The organism is Cryobacterium levicorallinum, from assembly GCF_004402405.1.
In the GTDB taxonomy this organism is placed as follows: Bacteria; Actinomycetota; Actinomycetes; order Actinomycetales; family Microbacteriaceae; genus Cryobacterium; species Cryobacterium levicorallinum.
This window is the reverse complement of record NZ_SOFE01000008.1, coordinates 133,655-153,710: the sequence shown is the minus strand read 5'-3', so window position 1 is coordinate 153,710 and position 20,056 is coordinate 133,655. Positions and strand designations below refer to the sequence as shown.

15 protein-coding genes are annotated in these 20,056 nt (G+C 64.5%); 12 read left to right on the top strand and 3 right to left on the bottom strand.

Translation table 11 applies throughout. The features are described from left to right. Nucleotides 1-120 precede the first annotated feature (120 nt). The 3 genes from E3O11_RS18405 to E3O11_RS04640 all read left to right on the top strand — a co-directional run bounded on the left by E3O11_RS18405 (nt 121) and on the right by E3O11_RS04640 (nt 3,586). On the top strand, nt 121-1,371 hold the full coding sequence (locus tag E3O11_RS18405; RefSeq protein ID WP_244946781.1) for a hypothetical protein: 1,251 nt from the start codon (nt 121-123) through the stop codon (nt 1,369-1,371). Nucleotides 1,372-1,559: 188 nt separating this feature from the next. Then, a complete protein-coding gene (locus tag E3O11_RS04645; RefSeq protein WP_241994639.1) occupies nt 1,560-2,777 on the top strand; it encodes an enoyl-CoA hydratase/isomerase family protein in 1,218 nt (405 codons plus the stop codon). After that, entirely contained in the window at nt 2,774-3,586 is an 813-nt protein-coding gene (locus tag E3O11_RS04640; RefSeq protein ID WP_092449310.1) for an enoyl-CoA hydratase, read from the top strand. Before E3O11_RS04645 ends, E3O11_RS04640 begins: the two co-directional genes overlap by 4 nt. Here the strand turns inward: E3O11_RS04640 and E3O11_RS04635 are convergent. Together E3O11_RS04635 and E3O11_RS04630 are read right to left on the bottom strand one after the other, a co-directional pair. Next, nucleotides 3,583-4,293, bottom strand: coding sequence for a response regulator (locus E3O11_RS04635; RefSeq protein ID WP_092449308.1), 711 nt, complete (start codon nt 4,291-4,293; stop codon nt 3,583-3,585). The genes E3O11_RS04640 and E3O11_RS04635 overlap by 4 nt on opposite strands. Further along, entirely contained in the window at nt 4,286-5,983 is a 1,698-nt protein-coding gene (locus E3O11_RS04630; protein ID WP_092449306.1) for a sensor histidine kinase, read from the bottom strand. Before E3O11_RS04630 ends, E3O11_RS04635 begins: the two co-directional genes overlap by 8 nt. Nucleotides 5,984-6,119: 136 nt before the next feature. On the opposite strand from E3O11_RS04630, the gene E3O11_RS04625 reads away from it, so the two are divergent. The 4 genes from E3O11_RS04625 (at nt 6,120) to E3O11_RS04610 (ending at nt 11,102) form a co-directional block, all read left to right on the top strand. Further along, the gene (locus tag E3O11_RS04625; RefSeq protein WP_092449305.1) at nt 6,120-7,517 is read left to right on the top strand and encodes a cation:dicarboxylate symporter family transporter; all 1,398 of its coding nucleotides are present in this window, start codon (nt 6,120-6,122) and stop codon (nt 7,515-7,517) included. A gap of 338 nt (nt 7,518-7,855) precedes the next feature. Next, nucleotides 7,856-9,151, top strand: coding sequence for a quaternary amine ABC transporter ATP-binding protein (locus E3O11_RS04620; RefSeq protein WP_092449304.1), 1,296 nt, complete (start codon nt 7,856-7,858; stop codon nt 9,149-9,151). Then, nucleotides 9,148-10,071 carry an ABC transporter permease gene (locus E3O11_RS04615; protein ID WP_092449303.1) on the top strand — a complete coding sequence of 308 codons (924 nt, stop codon included), beginning with the start codon at nt 9,148-9,150 and terminating at the stop codon, nt 10,069-10,071. The genes E3O11_RS04620 and E3O11_RS04615 overlap by 4 nt, the downstream gene beginning before the upstream one ends. Before the next feature lie 134 nt (nt 10,072-10,205). Beyond that, nucleotides 10,206-11,102 carry a glycine betaine ABC transporter substrate-binding protein gene (locus tag E3O11_RS04610; protein ID WP_092449302.1) on the top strand — a complete coding sequence of 299 codons (897 nt, stop codon included), beginning with the start codon at nt 10,206-10,208 and terminating at the stop codon, nt 11,100-11,102. 209 nt (nt 11,103-11,311) lie between these two features. Here E3O11_RS04610 and E3O11_RS04605 read toward each other — a convergent pair whose 3' ends face one another. Next, complete coding sequence (locus E3O11_RS04605) at nt 11,312-12,334, bottom strand: LacI family DNA-binding transcriptional regulator (RefSeq protein ID WP_092449301.1); 1,023 nt, start codon at nt 12,332-12,334, stop codon at nt 11,312-11,314. 177 nt (nt 12,335-12,511) lie between these two features. Here E3O11_RS04605 and E3O11_RS04600 point away from each other — a divergent pair, with 177 nt between their 5' ends. From E3O11_RS04600 to E3O11_RS04580, 5 genes are all read left to right on the top strand, one after another. Next, a complete protein-coding gene (locus E3O11_RS04600; protein WP_092449300.1) occupies nt 12,512-14,548 on the top strand; it encodes a beta-galactosidase in 2,037 nt (678 codons plus the stop codon). Further along, nucleotides 14,545-15,498, top strand: coding sequence for a carbohydrate ABC transporter permease (locus tag E3O11_RS04595; RefSeq protein WP_092449299.1), 954 nt, complete (start codon nt 14,545-14,547; stop codon nt 15,496-15,498). Before E3O11_RS04600 ends, E3O11_RS04595 begins: the two co-directional genes overlap by 4 nt. Continuing rightward, nucleotides 15,495-16,403 (top strand): carbohydrate ABC transporter permease, encoded by a 909-nt coding sequence (locus tag E3O11_RS04590; RefSeq protein WP_134470540.1) that lies wholly within the window; start codon nt 15,495-15,497, stop codon nt 16,401-16,403. The genes E3O11_RS04595 and E3O11_RS04590 overlap by 4 nt, the downstream gene beginning before the upstream one ends. Before the next feature lie 67 nt (nt 16,404-16,470). Beyond that, complete coding sequence (locus tag E3O11_RS04585) at nt 16,471-17,802, top strand: sugar ABC transporter substrate-binding protein (RefSeq protein ID WP_092449298.1); 1,332 nt, start codon at nt 16,471-16,473, stop codon at nt 17,800-17,802. Nucleotides 17,803-17,815: 13 nt separating this feature from the next. Continuing rightward, nucleotides 17,816-20,041, top strand: a complete 2,226-nt coding sequence (locus E3O11_RS04580) for an alpha-galactosidase (protein WP_092449297.1) — start codon at nt 17,816-17,818, stop codon at nt 20,039-20,041. Nucleotides 20,042-20,056: the final 15 nt, after the last annotated feature.

Sequence of the window (20,056 nt, the reverse complement as noted above, 5' to 3'; positions counted from 1 at the left end):
TTAAGAAAAAACACCCATTATGGGTACATTTACTGGTAAATTTCCGCGAGGTGGCAGATTCCGTCAGTGGAAATCGGACATCAGTTCAACTCTTTCCCTACGAACGAGGAATCTGTGATTGTGAAAAACCTATTTTCCCGGCGAAGCGTGCGCAAGCCTGTCATTGCCGGCCTCGCGGTCGCTGCGCTTGCAACCATGGTTCTCGGCTTAACCGGGGTCTCCCCGTCGTTCGCAACGGACGAGACGAACCTGCTGCCCGGGGCCAGTGTTAAGAATTCGGCGGGTTTGATGGGTATCGTCGGCGAGAACTTCGACAACGGCGCTTGGGTCTATTCAGGTCCCGCCGTGGACGAAGAAGTCACCGGGGAAGATGCGGACTGCTCAGAGTATTGGAACGTGGTCGTGATCCTCTGCGATCCGTCACCCACGACCGGATCCAGGGGAGTTCTCACCCAGTTCTCGTCGGATACAGGATTGACGTGGGAAATGAACGGACAGAATTCGGTCGGATTCGTTGTTCTGGACCTCGGTCAGGAGTCGACGTTCAGCTCACTCGAGGTCTATCAGATGAAGGGTTCCGACGGCCAGACGACACGTGCGCAGCTTTTTGTGAGCAGTGCCGATTCAGAGACCTGGCCGACTCAGAGCGACGGCTCGTGGACCAGCGTCGCCTCGGGACCGGTGGCGGACGGGCCGGCTCAGACCGGTACTGGACCGGTGACCAACACGGCCGTCACGACTTATGACTTCGCGGCGACCACTGGGCGGTACGTGATGCTGTACTCGGAGAACGATGGCAGCCTCGATGAGGACGACTGGATCGAGACCGCTGGTGCGAAATTGTTCGGCTTCGTCGGCGCTGGGCCAGTGCCCACGGTCGAGCCGACGGTCGAGCCGACGGTTGTGCCGACGGTTGTGCCGACGGTTGTGCCGACGGTTGTGTCCACCCTAGGCTTCGATCTTGGCTTCGCCGTCGGAGACGTCGTCGGCGGGTCAGAGATCACCGTGTCGGGTGCCGGTTTGCTTCCGGATTCCGCGTATGACCTGGTCGTACGCTCAACCCCGGTCACGATCGCGTTCGGATCTGCCAACTCCAGCGGTGCCTTCTCTGGCGCCGGTGTGATGCCAGCCGGTCTCGCGGCCGGAGTGCACACGGTCACCCTGAGTGGTGTTGCCGCAGATGGTACCGCGATCACTCGCGTGGCCTACTTCACCGTCAGTGCCTCCGGAACGGTGACCTACTTGTCCTTTGATGCGGCCGAGGCGCTCGCCTCGACCGGCTTCGCTGGTGCCCCGATCGGCCTCGCAGCTCTGCTGCTGCTCGCAGTGGGTGGCGCGCTCGTGATTCGTCGTCGTCAGGTCGCCCACTAGGCTCCCGCGAGAGCGGAGATTTTGCTGCTTCACGATCGCTGAAGCACCAAGATCTCCGCTCTCACTTGCGCTCAATCGGGTCTAGTCGCGGGTGGTGTGTGGGAGGGCTTCGATGGGGCAGGCTCTAGACTGTGGCCAGAGTCCGGGTTCGTGCAGGAACCGGCCGCATTGTCGCGGAGAGGTCACGTTTGTCCCACACCGAGTTGTCCACAGCCCAGTCCAGCGACGCGTCGAGTGCGGAATTGAGCGGCGAGGTGCTGCTGCAGCGGGACGGATCGCTGGCCCGCATCATCCTGAACCGGCCCAAGGCCCTGAATGCCCTCACGCACGACATGATCCGCAGTATCGCCGCAGCGCTCACCGACTGGGCTGACGACGAGACCGTGCAGACCGTGCTGCTCACCGGCAGCGGCGACCGCGCCCTGTGCGCCGGCGGCGACATCGTCTCGATCTACCGCGACGCCCGCACCGATCCAGACGAGAATGCCCGGTTCTGGGCCGATGAATACACCCTGAACGCGCAGATCAAGCGGTACCCCAAACCCTTCGTCGCCCTGATGGACCGCATCGTGCTCGGCGGGGGAGTCGGCCTCTCCGGCCACGCCTCACACCGCGTCGTGACCGAACGCACCCGACTCGGCATGCCGGAGACCACCATCGGTTTCGTGCCCGACGTCGGCGGTACCTACCTCTACTCGCGCACCCCCGGCGAGCTCGGCACCCATCTCGCCCTTACCGCCGCGACCATGACCGGTTCCGACGCGATCGCGCTCGGGCTCGCCGACAGTTTCGTCGACTCGACCCGGCTCGATTCCCTGGTCGAGGCCCTCAAACGGATGCCCGTTCCCGCGGCCATCGCCGAGTACGCCGAGTCGACGGTGCCCGCGGCCCCGCTGCTGGCCGAGCGCACCTGGATCGACGAGTGCTACGCCGGCAACAGCCTGCCCGGGATCATCGATCGGCTGCAGAACTCTCCCGTTGCTGCGGCCCGCGACGCCGCCATGGCCATTCTGGCCAAGTCGCCCACCGCGCTCACGGTCACCCTCGAAGCCCTCCGCCGCGCCCGTGAACTCGACAGCCTCGAAGCGGTGCTCGAGCAGGAATACCGAGTCTCCCTGCGCACGGTGGCCGGCCACGATGTGGTCGAGGGCATTCGCGCCCAGGTCATCGACAAGGACCGCAACCCGAACTGGCAGCCGAGCAGCCTGGACGCCGTGTCCGGCACCGATGTGCAGGCGCACTTCGCGCCGTTGGGGGAGCGCGAGCTGCGCCTGCCACGCGTACACGTTCCCGCCGAGCCCGAAACGAGCGTGCAGCCAAGCACGAGCGTCGAGCCCGGCATGACCGGCGAAATCCACACGACCGGCGAACTCCGCCAGAACACCGAACGGAAGGCCACCGCATGAGCGACACAACCCAGACCGAAACTCTGACCGACGCCGACACCTACGAAAACATCCTGCTCGAGCGCCACGGCCGGGTCGGCGTGATCACGCTAAACCGCCCGAAGGCACTGAACGCCCTCAACTTCCACACCATGCAGGACGTCGTCGGTGCCGCCACCCGGCTCGACACCGACCCCTCGATCGGCGCGATCATCATCACCGGTTCGGAGCGGGCCTTCGCGGCCGGCGCAGACATCAAGGAGATGGCATCGATGAGCTACATGGATATGTACCTCCAAGACTGGTTCGCCGGTTGGGACAAGCTCGCCGCCGTGCGCACCCCGGTCATCGCCGCTGTTTCCGGCCACGCCCTCGGTGGCGGCTGCGAACTCGCCCTGATCTGCGATTTCATTATCGCCTCCGACACCGCGACGTTCGGCCAGCCCGAGATCAAGCTCGGCGTCATACCCGGCATGGGCGGATCCCAGCGCCTGACGCGCGCCGTCGGCAAGGCCAAGGCGATGGAGATGATCCTCACCGGCCGTACTATCGACGCCGTCGAAGCCGAACGGGCCGGTCTCGTCGCCCGCATCGTGCCCGCCGCCGACCTGCTGGCCGATGCCCTCGCGAGCGCCACGGGGATCGCGGCCAAATCGGCACCGATCGCGATGCTCGCCAAGGAGGTCGTCAACGCGGCGTACGAATCGATGCTGAGCGGCGGCATCCACTTGGAACGTCGCCTGTTTCATTCGGTGTTCGCGACTGAAGATCAGAGCGAGGGCATGGCCGCCTTCATCGAAAAGCGGTCACCGAATTTCACGAACCGCTAACGACCACGCTTCCAGCTGTACTCATTCTCCGGCCGCCCGGGCGTGCCGTAGCGCGGCGCGCGCAGCACGAGACCGGTGTTGGCGAGATATTCCAGGTAGCGGCGCGCGGTCACCCGGGAGAGCCCCAGCGGCTCCATCAGCTCACTCGCCGAGACCGGCGCGGTCTGGGCCTGCAAGTAGGTGACCAGCGGATTCAGCGTCGAATCGGCCAGGCCCTTCGGAAGCGGAATATCGGTCGGCGCGCGCAGGCTCGCGAACGCGTTATCAACCGCCGACTGCGTCACAACGGATGCGTGCGCGTTCAGTTCCGCACGAAAGTCCCGGTAACTAGACAATTTCGCAGCGAAGGTCGAGTAGGTGAACGGCTTGATCAGGTACTGCACGACGCCGGCCGCGATCGCCCCGCGCACATTGTCGAGGTCGCGCACCGCGGTGATGGCGATGATATCCGTGGCCAGACCGGCCGAACGGATGCGCCGGCTCACGTCGAGCCCGTGGCTGTCCGGCAGGTTCATGTCCATCAGCACGAGGTCGATCGGGGTGCCGGCCGAGGCAGCGGCCGCTACCCGGCGAAAGGCCTCCTGCCCGGTGCCGACCGTGGCGACGAGCTCGAACCCGGCCAGGCGACCGATGTAGACGGCGTGCGCCTCGGCGGCGAGTGGTTCGTCCTCGACGACGAGCACGCGAATCGGTGCAGAGTCAGTCATGATCGACCGCCGCGGCGAGCGTTTCGGGCGGTGTCGGTGCGGCCGTGGTGTCTGCTGCTGCGGGCAGAGGCGCTGCGGGCAGAGCAATCGCCGGAATCGTCACCGTGAACACGGCACCCTCGCGACGCCCGATGGTGAGTGTGCCACCGAGGCGCGTGACCGCCTGGCGCACCAAAGCCAAACCGAGGCCGCGGCCGCCGACCGGCCCAGTGCCCTTGGTGCTGAATCCCAGCCGCAGCACCTCATCGATGACATCGAGTGCCACACCGGCACCGCTGTCGGCCACCTCGATCACGACGGCCTGCTCGGTCGACGACACCGTGACAGATACGCGGCGTGGGTCGTCGCCGCCCGCCGCCGCATCGAGCGCGTTGTCGACCAGATTGCCGAGCACCGTCACGAGGTCCTGGATCGACAGCCCGGACTGCGCGAGCGTGCCGGACGCCGTGACGGTCAGGGTGATACCCAGTTCGTTGGCCTGCGCCGATTTGCCCATGATCAGGGCGCTGATCACCGGTTCGTCGACCGAGCCGACCATCTCGTCGGCGAGTCGCTGGCTCAATTCGAGGTCTTTTGTGGCGAATTCGAGTGCCTGCTCGGTACGGCCGAGTTCCATCAGCGACACGATCGTGTGCAGCCGGTTGGAATGCTCGTGGGTCTGCGCTCGCAGTGCATCGGACAGGGTCCGCATTGACTGCAGCTCACTGCCCAGGTTCTGCAGATCGGTGTGGTCGCGAATCGTCGCCACGAACCCCATCGGTTCCGCCCGGGCACCCGCGTTCCCCGAGGCGGTCGCCGGCTCCTGGTTCACTACGAGTACTCGCGTGCCGGTCACATGAATCTCGTCGTGCGCGTTGCGGCCGCTCCGCAGCAGATCTCCGAGACTCGGCGGCAGGCTCAGGGCGGTCAAAGCCTGCGGTCGCTCGAAACTTCCCGCAGCCGGGCGCGGCGGAATCCCCAGCAGGGTGGCCGCCTGATCGTTGTAGAGCACGAGGTCACCGTGCAGATCGACCAGCACCAGGCCCTCCCGCACGGAGCGCAGCACGGAGTCGTAGTAGACGAACAGTTGCGCGAGGTGCTCCGGTCCCCAGCCCAGGGTGACCCGGCGCAGATAACGCCCAAGCAGCCATGTGCCGACCGACCCGGACGCCAGCAGCGCCAGCGCCAGGCCCAGCACCGAAGGCAGCTGTGCGTTCAGGGCGATCGAGATGTTCGTCGTCGTGGTGCCTACCGCGACGAGCGCGCGAACCGTATCGCCGGCATCCGTTACCGGCACGACGGCACGAACGGATGGCCCGAGCGTTCCGGTGCTGATTTCGGTGAAGGCCGTTCCGGACACGGCTGGCTGGATCGCGCCGATGTAGTCCTGGCCGATTTCGGCCGCGTTCGGATGGGTCCAGCGGGTGCGGTCCGGGGCCATGATCGTGATGAAGTCGAGCCCGGCGTCCTGCGTCAGCTCGAGGGCGTAGGGCTGCAGCATCGTGCTCGGGTCGGCGGCTTCGCTGGCCGCGAGCACGAGGGGACTGTCAGCGATGGCGGTGGCGACGGCCAGCATCCGGTTGCTGGTCTCGTCGTAGCCACGATCGCGAGCTTCGACGAACAGAATGGTCGCGACCAGGCCCGACAACACGACGATGAACAGCGCGTGCGCGACAAAGAGCCGCCTGGCTATGCTCCATTCCCTGCGCATTCGTAGGTACCTTTCTGCGACTCATGAACAATATGACCGCAACCGTGACCCCGTGAGCCGTGTCGACCAGTGTGGAACACATTGCAGCAGCCGGTGCCCGCAGTGGCTCCGATAAGCCTAGACAAAGGAGTCTGCCATGGCATCGACGCCATCACCCCGTACCAAGTCGAAGAAACCCGCCAAGCCCAGGAAGAAGATCGACTCGTCGCACTACCTCTATATGGCCGTTATTATCGCGGTCATTCTCGGTATCGTCGTTGGTCTGGTCTGGGGCGGCGAGAAGGGCTTCGCTGTCTCGCTCAAGCCGCTCGGTGACCTGTTCATCGCCCTGATCAAGATGATGATCGCGCCGATCATTTTCTGCACCATCATTCTCGGCATCGGCTCGATCGCCAAGGCCGCCACCGTCGGCAAGATCGGCGGCCTGGCTCTCGGCTACTTTCTGGTCATGTCGACCTTCGCGCTCGGCATCGGCCTGGTCGTCGGCAACATGATCCACCCGGGCGACGGCATCGACCTGTCGGATGCCACCTACAAGGCCACCGAATCCGCCGACACCCAGGGTTTTTTGCTCGGGATCGTCCCCGCTACTCTGTTCTCGTCGCTGACCAGCGGCAACATTCTGCAGACGCTGCTCGTGGCTCTCATCGCCGGCTTCGCGCTGCAGCGAATGGGCCCGGCCGGCAAGCCGATTCTTGAGGGCATCGCCCACGTGCAGGCCCTGGTCTTTCGCATTCTCATTATGGTCATGTGGCTCGCCCCGATCGGCGCATTCGGCGCGATCGCGGCGGTCGTCGGTGCCACCGGCATTCAGGCCGTGATCAGCCTGTTCACTCTCATGGTCGCCTTCTACATCACCTGCATCCTCTTTATCGTGGTCATTCTTGGCGGCCTGCTCAAACTCGTCACCGGCGTGAACATTTTCAAGCTCATGCGCTACCTCGGCCGGGAATACCTGCTCATCGTCTCGACTTCGTCGTCGGAAGCAGCCCTGCCGCGCCTGATTGCCAAGATGGAACACCTCGGCGTCTCCAAGCCCGTTGTCGGCGTCACCGTGCCCACCGGCTACTCGTTCAACCTCGACGGCACCGCCATCTACCTCACCATGGCGTCGCTGTTCATTGCCAATGCGCTCGGCCAGCCGCTCGCGCTCGGCGAGCAAATCGGCCTGCTTGTGTTCATGATTATCGCGAGCAAGGGAGCCGCCGGAGTATCCGGTGCTGGCCTGGCCACCCTGGCCGCCGGACTGCAGGCGCACGCCCCGCAACTGGTCGGCGGCGTCGGCTTTATCGTCGGCATCGACCGCTTCATGTCCGAGGCCCGCGCGCTGACCAACTTCACCGGCAACGCGGTCGCGACCGTCATGATTGGTTCCTGGACCAAAGAAATGGACCGGGTGCAGGTCGATCGCGTGCTGGACAAGCTCGAACCGTTTGACGAACGCACCATGCTCACCCACGGTCACGTCAGCGTCGCCGACACCCAGCGCACCGAAGAGAAGGCCGCGCAATCCCGGGTATTGGAACGCGTTTGAGTCGAAAAGGCGAGTATTAGACTCGCGCTAAGGGTGTCGTCCGGAAGAATCCTCCCGGGCGGCACCCCTTTTTTCTGCCCTTTCGGGCAACCGAAACCGGGGTGTGTTAGGATTGTTGACGGTCTTACAACCCTTCACCAGGACGCGCAGACGTAGCCACCATTTGAGATGGAACGGCCGCCTTCGTATGGTGCGGCACCGACGGATGCGATCCCATGATTGCTCCAGCCCGCGTTGACTATCGCGTTTGGGCCGCTTGGCGCCAACCCGTCCGACAAGAGAGCACGCCCCAGTGTCAGCCGTGAAATCGGCTACGTTCGGCGTGCACCGGAGAACGCGTGACCGAGAGTTCAGAAACCATAGCCGTCAAGGCAGATCACCTCTACAAAGCATTCGGACGTCGTCCGCATGAAATCGTCAAGAAGCTCAAGGCCGGCAAGAGCCGCGCCGAAATCTCTTCCCTCGGAGTGGCCGCCGTCATCGACGCTTCCTTCGAGGTCAAGAGGGGCGAGATCTTCGTAGTCATGGGCCTGTCCGGCTCGGGCAAATCGACTCTCATCCGCATGCTCAACGGCCTGTGGGAGACCACCTCCGGCACCGTCACCGTTGGCGGCACCGACATCACCGACGTGTCGGCCAAGGAATTGCGCGACGTGCGCCGCAAGAGCATTTCCATGGTCTTCCAGCACTTCGCCCTGCTGCCACACCGCACCGTGATCGACAACGTGGCCTACGGCCTGGAGATTCAGGGCATGGGGCGAGCAAAACGCCTCGCCAAGGCCCAGACGATCATCGACCTCGTCGGTCTCGCTGGTTGGGCCGACAACCTGCCGTCCGAGTTGTCGGGCGGAATGCAGCAGCGAGTGGGCCTCGGACGAGCCCTCGCCGCCGACACCGACGTGCTGCTCATGGACGAAGCCTTCTCGGCCCTCGACCCGCTCATTCGCCGTGAGATGCAAGAGCAGCTCATCGAGCTGCAGGCCGCGCTCGGCAAGACCATCATTTTCATCACCCACGACCTCAACGAGGCCATGTTCCTGGGCGACCGAATCGCCGTCATGCGTGACGGCCGCATCGTGCAGATCGGCACGCCGGAAGAGATCCTGACCGACCCGGCCAACGACTACGTCGCCCAGTTCGTGCAGGATGTCGACCGGGCGCGCGTGCTCACCGCGACGACCGTCATGGAACCGGTTCGGGCTGTCGTCACCAAAACGGCTGGCCCGCGAGCCGCGCTCCGCACGATGCGAGACCTCCAGACATCCGTTGTTTTCGTGCTCAACCGCGACCGCAGTTTCGCCGGAATCGTGCGCGACCGCGACGTGCTCAAAATGGTCAAGGTCGGGGACGCCGACCTCCGAACAATTATTCGAGACGATGCCACCACAGTTGCGCCCGATACTGCCCTTGTCGATCTCGTCGAGCCTTCCGTCGGCAGCGACCTGCCCATCGCAGTCGTCGACTCGAAGAGTCGCTTGCTCGGAGTCATTCCGCGCGTCACCCTGCTCGCTGCAATTGGCAACGTCACCACGAGCACTGGTGAACTGCCGGTGATCCACCCGCCGGCGACTATTGCGGTCAACGTTATTACCGATATTTTGCGCGACACCGCGCTGGACGGAGCCGAAGCGTGAACGACTTCCGTATTCCCCTCGGCACCTTGATCGAATCCTTTATCGAATGGATCACGGTTACCTTCGGGTTTGTTTTTGATTTCATTCGCCTGATTGTTGACGGTGCCTTCGGAGGCGTAGCCTTCGTGCTCGTCGCGCCGCCGTTTTACGTCATCATCGCGATCGCGGCGGCCATCGGCTTCGCCGTCCGCGGCTGGAAGTTCGCCGTGGGAACAGTGATCGGCCTCGGCCTCATTCTCGGTGTCAATCAGTGGGAAAACGCGATGTTGACCCTCGCCCTGGTTCTCGTGGCGAGCATCATCGCCATCGGGCTGAGTGTTCCGCTCGGTATTCTCGCGGCCAAATCTTCGGTCGCCTCGAGTGCCATCCGGCCGATGCTGGACTTTCTGCAGACTATGCCGGCCTTCGTCTACCTGGTTCCGGCCCTCATTCTGTTTCGGGTCGGCGAGGTTCCCGGCATCGTGGCGACCATCATCTTTGCCATGGCACCCGGTGTGCGGCTCACCGAACTCGGCATCCGCGGGGTCGACAAGGAGGTCGTCGAGGCCGGCCAGGCCTTCGGCGCGAGCCCGTGGCGTATCCTCAGGCAGATTCAGCTTCCGCTGGCAACGCCGACGATCATGGCCGGCATCAACCAGGTCATCATGCTGTCGCTCTCGATGGTCGTCATCGCCGGCATGGTCGGCGCCGGTGCTCTCGGCGGTGAGATTGTGGCGGCGCTGTCGCGTCTCGACGTCGCCCTCGGTTTCGAGGCCGGTCTCGCCGTGGTCATCTTGGCGATCTTCCTCGACCGTGTCACCGCCGCGCTCGGCAATGGAAGCACTCCGCTCGGACGTATGCTCGCTGCCCGTAAGGCCAATCGCGTGGCTGCGAACTCTGCAGCACAGCCGGCAAACGTGCCAGCATCGGCTCTCGTCTGACGTGGTCATTCCGAGTCCCTCCTCCCAACGGATGCCCCGCATCCGTTCCATGTGCGCAGGCTCCACGGGAGCTGGCGCACGCACCACGAGTCAATCCCCAGTCGCCCGCAGCGGGTGGCACGAAAGGAAGACGCATGAAAATTCGTTCAACACCCCTTATCGCTCTTGGAGCGGTTTCGCTCCTCGCCCTAGCGGGCTGTGCCGCCGAAACCGAGGTCGACACGGTCGGAAACGGCAACGACGACCAGAAGAACGTCACCCTCGCCGTGTTCAACGGCTGGGATGAAGGCGTCGCGGTCTCCGAGCTGTGGAAAGCCATTCTCGACGAGAAGGGTTACAACGTCGAACTCGAGTACGCCGACGTCGCCCCCGTCTACGAGGGCCTCTCCACTGGCGACTACGACCTCACCATGGACATCTGGCTGCCCGACACCCACGGCGAGTACCTCGAGACCTACGGCGACGAGATCACCGACCTGGGCGCCTGGAACAACGAGTCCAAGCTCACCATCGCGGTGAACGCGGACGCCCCGATCGACTCGCTCGCCGAACTGGCCGAGAACGCTGACCTGTTCGGCAACCAGATTGTGGGCATCGAAGCCGGCGCCGGCCTGACCGCTGCGACCGAAGACCGTGTCATTCCGTCTTACGGCCTGGAGGGCATGGAATTCACCACGTCGTCGACGGCGGCCATGCTGACCGAACTCAAGGCAGCCACGGATGCCGGCGAGAACGTCGTCGTGACCCTCTGGGAGCCGCACTGGGCTTACGGTTCGTTCCCGATCAAGAACCTCGAAGACCCCGAGGGTACCCTTGAGTCCGTCGAGAGCCTGCACTCCTTCGGCAGCGCCGACTTCTCGGAGAAGTTTCCCAAAGCCAGCGGCTGGATCGAAGGCTTCGAGATGGACCTCGAGACTCTGTACACCCTCGAAGAGGACATGTTCGTCGACTACGACGGCTCGGACTACGCTCCGATCGTCGCCCAATGGATCGAAGACAACCAGGAGTACGTGGACGGCCTCACCAGCTAATCACGGATTCTGAACGAAGAACGGCCCGCGTCCTCGGACGTGGGCCGTTCTGTTTATTGTCGCGGAGTAGAACTTGTCGATAGATACATGCTTTTGACATAACGTCGCCGTGGTCAGCCATCAGCTGTTCATGGAGTTACCGGCGCGACTCTCGGTACAGCGGAGGTGGTGTAGGCCACGCCGGGTGTGGAATCCCCAACGTTTGTCGCTTAAGCGGAGTCGCGCCAGACGATAGGTGTCTGAAGAAGGATGCCGTCGGCGGGTTGCTCCTCGCCGCGCAGCTGGCCGAGCACGCACTCCGCTGCTCGCTCACCCAGGCCGAAGGCCGGCTGGTGCACGGTCGACAGGTGTGGCTGGGTGCGCAGCGCCCAGGAACTGTCGTCAAATCCGACGATGCCGACGTCACCGGGCACGCTGCGCCCGGCATGGCGGAGCGCTTCGAGTGCTCCCGCTGCTACGGCGTCAGAAGCCGCGAACACGCCGTCAATCAGTGGGTCGCGTTCAAGAAGCGTGCGCATGCCTTCAATCCCGTCGGTGAAGGTGTAGAGCGGTACTCGGGCGACGAGAGCAGGGTCGAAGCGGTCGCCCAGGGCATCCGTGAAGCCGGCGAGTCGGTCGGCGCCGGAATCGCGATCGAGTGCGGCTGCGACCATGCCAATGCGCTTGCGTCCGGTCTGCATGAGGCGTTCGGTGATCGCGCGCGCTGATGCCCGGTTGTCGATTCCTACGAATGGCAGCGGGCTCTGCTCTGGCGGATGTCCAACGAAAGCCGCCGGAAGACGCAGCTTCTCGATGACTCGGGTGATTGGGTCTTCGCGGCGGGCGGAGACGATGATTACCCCGTCGACGAAACCGCCGCTGAGGTAGCGGGCGACGCGGTCGGAGTCGCGCTGGGAGTCGATGACGAGACTGACCATCTGGTAGTCCGAGTGGGAAAGCACGGTGTTGGCTCCGAGCAGGATTCCGCCGATGTTCGGGTCATCCAGAAATAGCGAGTGTGGCTCGTGCACAATGAAGCCAACCGCTTCTGAGCGCTGCATGACCAGGCTGCGCGCTGCGTTGTTCGGGACATAACCGACCTTCTCGATGGCGGCTTCGATGGCGATGCGGGCTGACGCCGAGACGTAGGGTTCGTCGTTTACGACCCGACTGACCGTGCCGCGGGACACGCCAGCCTCCACAGCGACGTCGTGAATCGTCGCGCGTTTGCGTCGAGACGGAATTATCACCATTTGATAACTGTAACGCGCACGAACAACCGCCGCGCTTGACAGGACCGCCGGCAGATACTTAGTCTGTGTACGTTCACAGAAAACCCAATGGAGAGTTTTTTCTTGATTCTGTGTACGTTCACAGAGCCGTCAACAGTGTGTCGCCAATACGGCTTGCACGCCACAGTCAGGGAGCGCATGAACTCGCGAGCAGCCACTTTGAACGAGACGGCCACGGCCGCTCCGTTCGTGCACGAGGGCATCGCCTACGGCTGTGACTACAATCCCGAGCAGTGGGGGCCCGAGACGTGGACCGACGACGTGCGCCTGATGCGCGAGGCCGGCGTTGACCTCGTCGCCATCAATATCTTTGGCTGGTCCCACCTCGAACCGCGGGCGGGCGAATACGACTTTGCCACCCTCGACACGATTATCGAGCTCTTGCACGCCAATGGCATCCGGGTCAATCTCGGCACCGGCACCTCCTCGCCGCCGCCGTGGCTGACCACGCTCCACCCCGAGATGCTCCCGGTCACCGCCGAAGGCACCACCCGCTTCCCGGGCGGCCGCCAAGCCTGGTGTCCGAGTTCGGCCGTGTTCCGTGAGCACGCGCTCGCCCTGGTGGAGAAGGTCGCCGAGCGGTACGGCCACCACCCGGCCGTCGCCCTCTGGCACGTGTCCAACGAACTGGGCTGCCACAACGCGCTTTGCTACTGTGATGACACCGCGGCTGCGTTTCGCCTCTGGCTGGAGGCGCGCTACGGCACGATTGACGCTCTCAACGCCGCCTGGGGTACCTCGTTCTGGAGCCAGCGCTACGGCGAGTGGGCCGAGATCCTTACCCCGCGGCTCACGCTGTCCAGCCGGAACCCGGGCCAGATGCTCGACTTCCACCGATTCAGCTCAGCCGAACTGCTCGACTACTACCGCCTCGAGGCCGCGGTGCTGCGCCGCCACTCGAACGTGGCCGTGACCACCAATTTCATGGTCACCGCGCACATCCGTAACCTCGACTACTGGTCTTGGGCCGGCGATATGGACATTATCGCCAACGACCACTACCTCGACCATCGCCTCGCCGACCCAGCCATCGAACTCGCTTTCGCCGCTGACCTCACTCGTGGGCTCGCCCAGGGGGAGCCTTGGCTGCTCATGGAACAGGCCACCGGCGCCGTCAACTGGCAGCCGCACAACCTGGCCAAGGTGCCCGGCGAGATGACTCGTAATTCCCTCGCCCACGTCGCCCGCGGTGCCGATGGCATCTGCTTCTTCCAGTGGCGCGCCTCCCTGCAAGGGTCAGAGAAGTTCCACTCCGCCCTGGTACCCCACGCTGGCACCGACACCGTGCTCTGGCGCGAGGTCGTGGCCCTGGGCGCGACCCTTGATCGCCTCGTCGAGGTCGCCGGCAGCCGGGTCGTCGCGGATGCCGCGATCATCTTCAGCTGGGAGGCCTGGTGGGCCGGCGACGGAGAGTCTCGCCCCTCCCATGCGGTGCGCTATCTCGACCAGGTGCACGCCGCCTACACGGCCCTGCACCAGCTCGGCGTCACGGTCGACATCGTCTCGCCCGACGCTGATTTCTCGGCCTACCGCCTCGTTGTCGCCCCGTGCCTCTACCTAATCTCTGACGAGCAGGCCCGGAACCTGGGTTCCTATGTTGCGGCCGGCGGCCACGCCCTGATCACTTTTTTCAGCGGCATCGTCGACGAAGACGACCGGGTGCGCTCCGGTGGCTACCCTGGCGCGTTCCGCGAGCTCCTCGGAATCACTGTGGAAGAATTCTCACCGCTGCTGCCCGGACACGTTCTCACCCTCGACTCTGGCGCCGCCGCGAGCCTATGGAGCGAACGCCTGCGGGTGGACACCGCCGAGGTGGTGGCGAACTACCTTGACGGGCCACTACCCGGAATCCCCGCCATCACTCGCAACGGTCACAGAAGCGGGACCGCCTGGTACGTTGCGACCGCGCTGGAGCCCGGAGCATTGAGGAACCTCATGCGCACGATTGCTGAGGAAGCACGCGTTACCGCGGTTGGCCCGGAGAGCGCGGGAACCATCGAGGTCGTTCGCCGAGTGAACGCCACCGGCAGCTACCTGTTCATCATCAACCACGGTCACGACGACGTTGAGCTTCCGGCCTCCGGCCATGAACTTGTCGTCGGAGAGCCCATCGGTCGAGTCGTGCGCGTGCCGGCCGGCGCCGTCCGCGTGATTAGAGAGGACCCCGCATCATGAGCGCACCTGCCGTTCCTATGACGGATGCCGCGGGCGCCGCCGCTGGGAAGGGGCCCCGCGCAGCCAAGCCGCCAGGAGCAAAGCCCCGCGTGCAGCACAAAGGAGCGATCCTCGCGTTCGTGATCCCTTTCGGTGCACTGTTCGCCCTGTTCTACCTCCTGCCGATCGGCTATGCGATCTACCAATCGCTGCTCGTGATCGAGCGCGAGGGCACTTTCGGTCAAGCGACTCAGGTCTTCGGCGGACTCACCCAGTACATCCTGGTCTTCCAGAACGGGCCTTTCTGGGAGTCGATCGGCCGGGTGCTCGCCTTCGGCGCCGTGCAGGTGCCGATCATGCTCGGCCTCGCACTGCTATTCGCCCTGCTGCTGGACTCGCCGCTCGTGCGCGGAAAGAAGTTCTTTCGGCTGGCGTTCTTTGTTCCCTACGCGGTGCCCGGCGTCATCGCCGCGATCATGTGGGGCTACCTCTACTCGCCCAACCTGTCACCGTTCAGTGCCGTCACCGAGAACATCAATTTCCTCTCGGCGGACCTCGTTCTCTGGGCCATCGCCAACGTCGTCACCTGGGTCTTCGTGGGATACAACATGCTCATTATCTACTCGGCGCTGCTGGCGATCCCGGCCGAGCTCTACGAGGCCGCCCGCCTCGACGGGGCCGGGCAGCTGCGCATCGCCTGGTCGGTCAAGATCCCGCTGATCATGCCGGCGATCGTCCTGACCGCGATCTTCTCGATCATCGGCACCCTGCAGCTGCTCGCCGAACCGCAGGTGTTCCGCAGCTTCAGCTCGGCTGTGACCAGCACGTTCACTCCGAACCTGACGGTGTACTCCACCTCATCGATCCCGAACTTCAACCTGGCCGCCGCGTTCTCCGTGGTGCTGGCCCTGGCCACGTTCATCCTTTCCTTCACGTTCCTGAAGTTCACGCAGCGGAAGGAAAGCAAGTGAGCACCCTGACCCCTACCAAGCCGGCACGCGGAATCCGTTCCTTCGAGGGCAAGACACCGCGCGCGCAGCGAGAGAGCCCGTTCGCCCGGGTCAGCGCCATGATCGTCATGGGCGTCTTCACGCTCTATTTCCTGGTGCCGATCTGGTGGCTGCTTGTCGCGGCCTCGAAGAACCGCTCCGAGTTCAACAGCACGAACCCGCTCTGGTTCGCTGACTTCTCCCTGTTCGAGAACATGGCAAACCTGGTGGCCTACCGCGACGGCGTCTACCTCAAGTGGATGCTCAACAGCGCGCTGTACGCCGGTGGCGGCGCCCTCGTGGGCACGCTCATCGCCGGAATGTGCGGGTACGCACTGGCCAAGTACAACTTCCCGGGACGCGAACTGATCTTCAACGTCGTGCTCGGAGGGGTGCTCGTGCCCGCCACGGCTCTGGCACTGCCGCTGTTCCTGATCTTCAGCCAGATCAGCCTGACCAACACGTTCTGGTCGGTGTTCCTGCCCAGCCTGGTCAGCCCGTTCGGGGTCTACCTCTCCCGCATCTACGCGTCGGCCAGCGTTCCCGACGAACTGATCGAGGCCGCCCGCCTCGACGGCGCCGGCGAACTGCGCACCTTTTTCACTGTTTCGGTGCGGATGATGGTGCCGGCCCTCGTCACCGTCTTCCTCTTCCAGTTCGTCGCCATCTGGAACAATTTCTTCCTGCCGCTGATCATGCTGCGCGACGAGACCCTGTTCCCGGTCACGCTCGGCCTCTACGCCTGGAACTCGCAGGTCAACCAGATCCCCGTGCTGCGCGATTACGTTCTGATCGGCGCTCTGCTGTCGATCATCCCGCTGATCATCATCTTCCTGCTGCTCCAGCGCTTCTGGCGAAACGGCCTCAGCGCCGGTTCGGTGAAGTAGCCAGCTTCACCCCCTCGCTTTCCCCCCCCAGCTGCACCACCCCCACCCCCAATAGAAAAGAAGAATAATGCAGATCAAGAAGAGAGCAGCCACCGTCGCTTTGCTCACCGCAGCCACGGTCGTGCTGGCTGGCTGCGCGTCCGGCTCGACCACGCAGGACAGCGGCGACGCCGCAGCCTGCGCACCCTCGGACGGCAAGGTTGATCTGACCTTTACGACCTGGATCCCGGGGATCGAGGACGTCGTCAAGATCTGGAACGAGGACAACCCCGACGTTCAGGTGAAGGTGCAGACCGGCCCGAACGGCAACGGCGGCACGTACCAGAACTTCTTTAACCAGCTCAAGGCCGGCAACGCGCCCGACCTCGGCCAGATCGAATACGATGCCCTCCCCAACTTTCGCGTGCAGGACGGACTGACCAACCTCGCTTCCTGCGAGGGTGTGCTCGATGCTCAGGACAACTTCGTGGATTGGACCTGGGGTCAGGTCAACTTCGGTGAAGCAGACGCTGTTTACGCGGTGCCTCAGGATGCCGGGCCCATGGCCATGTTCTACCGCGCAGATCTCTTCGCGGCCAACAACATTGCGATCCCCACCACCTGGGAAGAGTTCGCCGTTGCCGCAGAGGCCGTGCGCGCCACCGGCGGATACATCACCAACTTCTCGCAGAGCGACATCAACCAGTTCGCCGGATTCGTCTGGCAGGCCGGCGGAAGCTGGTTCGAGAACGATGGTGATAACTGGACCATCGACCTGACCAGCCCGGAGTCCGTCAAGGTTGCCGACTATTGGCAGGACCTGATCGACCGCGACCTCGTCTCGACCAACCCGCCGTGGACCGACGAGTGGAACAACGCCTACAACACCGGCTCCAACTGGACCTGGAACTCCGCAGCCTGGGGTGCGAACTCCATTGCCAGCGGCGCTCCGGACACCGCCGGCAACTGGTCCGTCGCCCTCTCACCGCAGTGGGCTTCCGGCGACAACGCCGCCGGCAACTGGGGTGGCTCGTCGACCGCGGTCTTCAAGGGCTCGAAGCACCCGTACGAGGCCGCCCAGTTCGCGCTGTGGCTGAACACCTCTGACGAGGCGCTCACGATGCTGAACGAGTCGGCCAACCTGTACCCGGCCGCCAAGAGCGGCCTGGAACTGCCGGCCCTCAAGGAAGGCGTTGAGTTCTACGGTGGCCAGCCCATCTATGACGTGTTCGCCGAGGCGTCAGCTCAGGTATCGCCCGACTTCGTCTGGGGCCCAACCATGACGCAGGTGTACAACGACACCTCGGACGGCTTCAAGGGCGCTGTCACGGGTAATGGCACCCTGACGGAGGCTCTCACGAGCGCTCAGCAGAGCACGATCAACGCTCTTGAGGCTCAGTCGATCCCGGTCAACAAGTAGCATCAGTTCTACTGTGCCCATTTCCTACCTCCGTGCCGCGGGCACCAGCCTGGTGCTGGACGCCCGCGGCACGGGGGTGCCCGTTATCGTGCACTGGGGTGCCGACCTGGGCGATTTGAGCGCCGCTATGCTGACGACGTTGGCCGACGCATCCGTGCCGGCGATCGCGCCAAGCTCGATCGACGTGCCTCTGCGGCTCACCCTGCTGCCCACCCTCGCGCAGGGGTGGAGCGGACGCCCGGGAATCAGCGGTTTCCGGCCGGGCCTGGGCAGCCCGGCCATCGACCTTAGCCTGGTCGGCGTTCGAGCCGGTGAGCGCCCCGCGGGGCGCGCCGCATTGCCCGGTACCCAGACCCTGACACTCTTGCTGGCCGATGCCGCCGCACAGATATCCGTGCGCACCGACCTTGAACTCTCGGTTCAGGGAGTGCTTCGGCTGCGCCACACCGTGACTAATACGAGTACCGCCGCCGGCGATGCAGCATTCGAACTCGGTTCGCTCGACGTCATCCTGCCAATTCCCGGTCGGGCCGGCGAACTGCTTGACTTCACCGGGCTGTGGACTCACGAGCGCCGGCCGCAACGCAGCATCCTTGGCCACGGCGTGTGGAGCCGGGAGTCCCGACACGGCCGTCCCGGGCATGACGACTCCTTTCTCATGGTGGCCGGAACACCCGGATTCGGTTTTCGTTCCGGTGAAGTGTGGTGCACCCACCTCGCCTGGAGCGGTGACAAGCGCGCCTGGGCGGAGAACAGCCCCTTGGGCTTTTCGGTGCTCGGAAGCGGTGAACTGCTGGCTTCCGGCGAGCTGGGTGTGGCCGCCGGTGAGAGTTACAGCACCCCCTGGACCGTTGCCGCATACTCGGAGGCTGGGCTCGACGGGCTGTCGGCGCGGCTGCATCCGTGGATCCGATCGTGGTCAACTATTAAGACGCCGCGCCCGGTCGTGATGAACACGTGGGAGGCCGTCTACTTCAAGCACGACCTGCCTACTCTGGCTCGACTTGCGGATGCCGGGGCGCGGGCCGGCGTGGAACGATTCGTCCTCGACGACGGCTGGTTCACCAATCGTCGGGATGATCGCCGTGCCCTCGGCGACTGGTTCGTCGACCCCGTGACCTGGCCCCATGGCCTGCATCCTCTGATCGAACATGTGCACGCGGTCGGCCTGGATTTTGGCCTCTGGGTCGAACCGGAGATGGTGAGTCTCGATTCGGAGGTGGCCCGTGCGCACCCGGAGTGGGTGCTCGGTGGAGTCTCGGAATCCGCCGCCGGTGAAAAAGCGGCGCTGACCTGGAGGTTCCAGCGCGTGCTCGACCTTGGCCATCCGAAGGCCTTTGCGTGGGTCTTGGCACGGCTCACCGCCCTGCTCACGGAGTACCCGATCGCCTACCTAAAGTGGGACCACAACCGCGATCTGCTGGCCGGTTCCGCGCACCGGCAGACGGCGGCGCTGTACCGGCTCATCGATGCGGTACGCGCGGCGCATCCGGGCGTCGAGATCGAGTCCTGTGCGTCAGGGGGAGCCCGGATCGACCTGGGTATCCTCGAGCGCGTCGACCGGGTCTGGACCAGCGATACCAACGACCCGCTCGAGCGACAGCAGATCCAGCGCTATACGGGTGTGCTCATGCCGCCGGAATACCTCGGGGGGCATCTCGGTGCGGCCACGGCGCACACCACCGGACGCACCTCCGAGCTCAGCTTCCGACTGGCGACTGCCCTGTTCGGCAGCGCCGGCATCGAGTGGGACCTCACCAGCGCCAGCGCCGAGGAGCTCGGGCAGATCGCTGAGTGGATCACGCACTATAAGCGCCTGCGCCTCCTACTGCACTCCGGCGTCGTTGTAAGGGCCGACCCCAGCGACCCGGCCCTCGAATTGCACGGCGTCGTCTCGCCCGACCAGAACACGGCCCTCTTCGCCCAGGTGGCCCTCACCGCTCCGCGTTCGGCGCTGCCCGAACGGATGCGGTTTCCCGGGCTCGCGCCAGAGCGGCGCTACCGAGTGTCGCCGCTGCTGCTCGGAGGCGCCCCGCGCGCAATTCAGGATGCACCGCCGGCATGGAATGCCGCGGGTGGAGGCTCAAACGCCGCTTCACCGACCGTCGACGAAGCTGCCATTGGCAGTGTCGGAGGATCGGTTACGCTGACCGGAGCGGTGCTCGCCCTCGTCGGGCTGACCGCGCCGCTGCTTGCCCCGGAGCAGGCCGCACTTTTCGCGGTCGACGCGGTCGACTGAACGATTCTGTCTGTG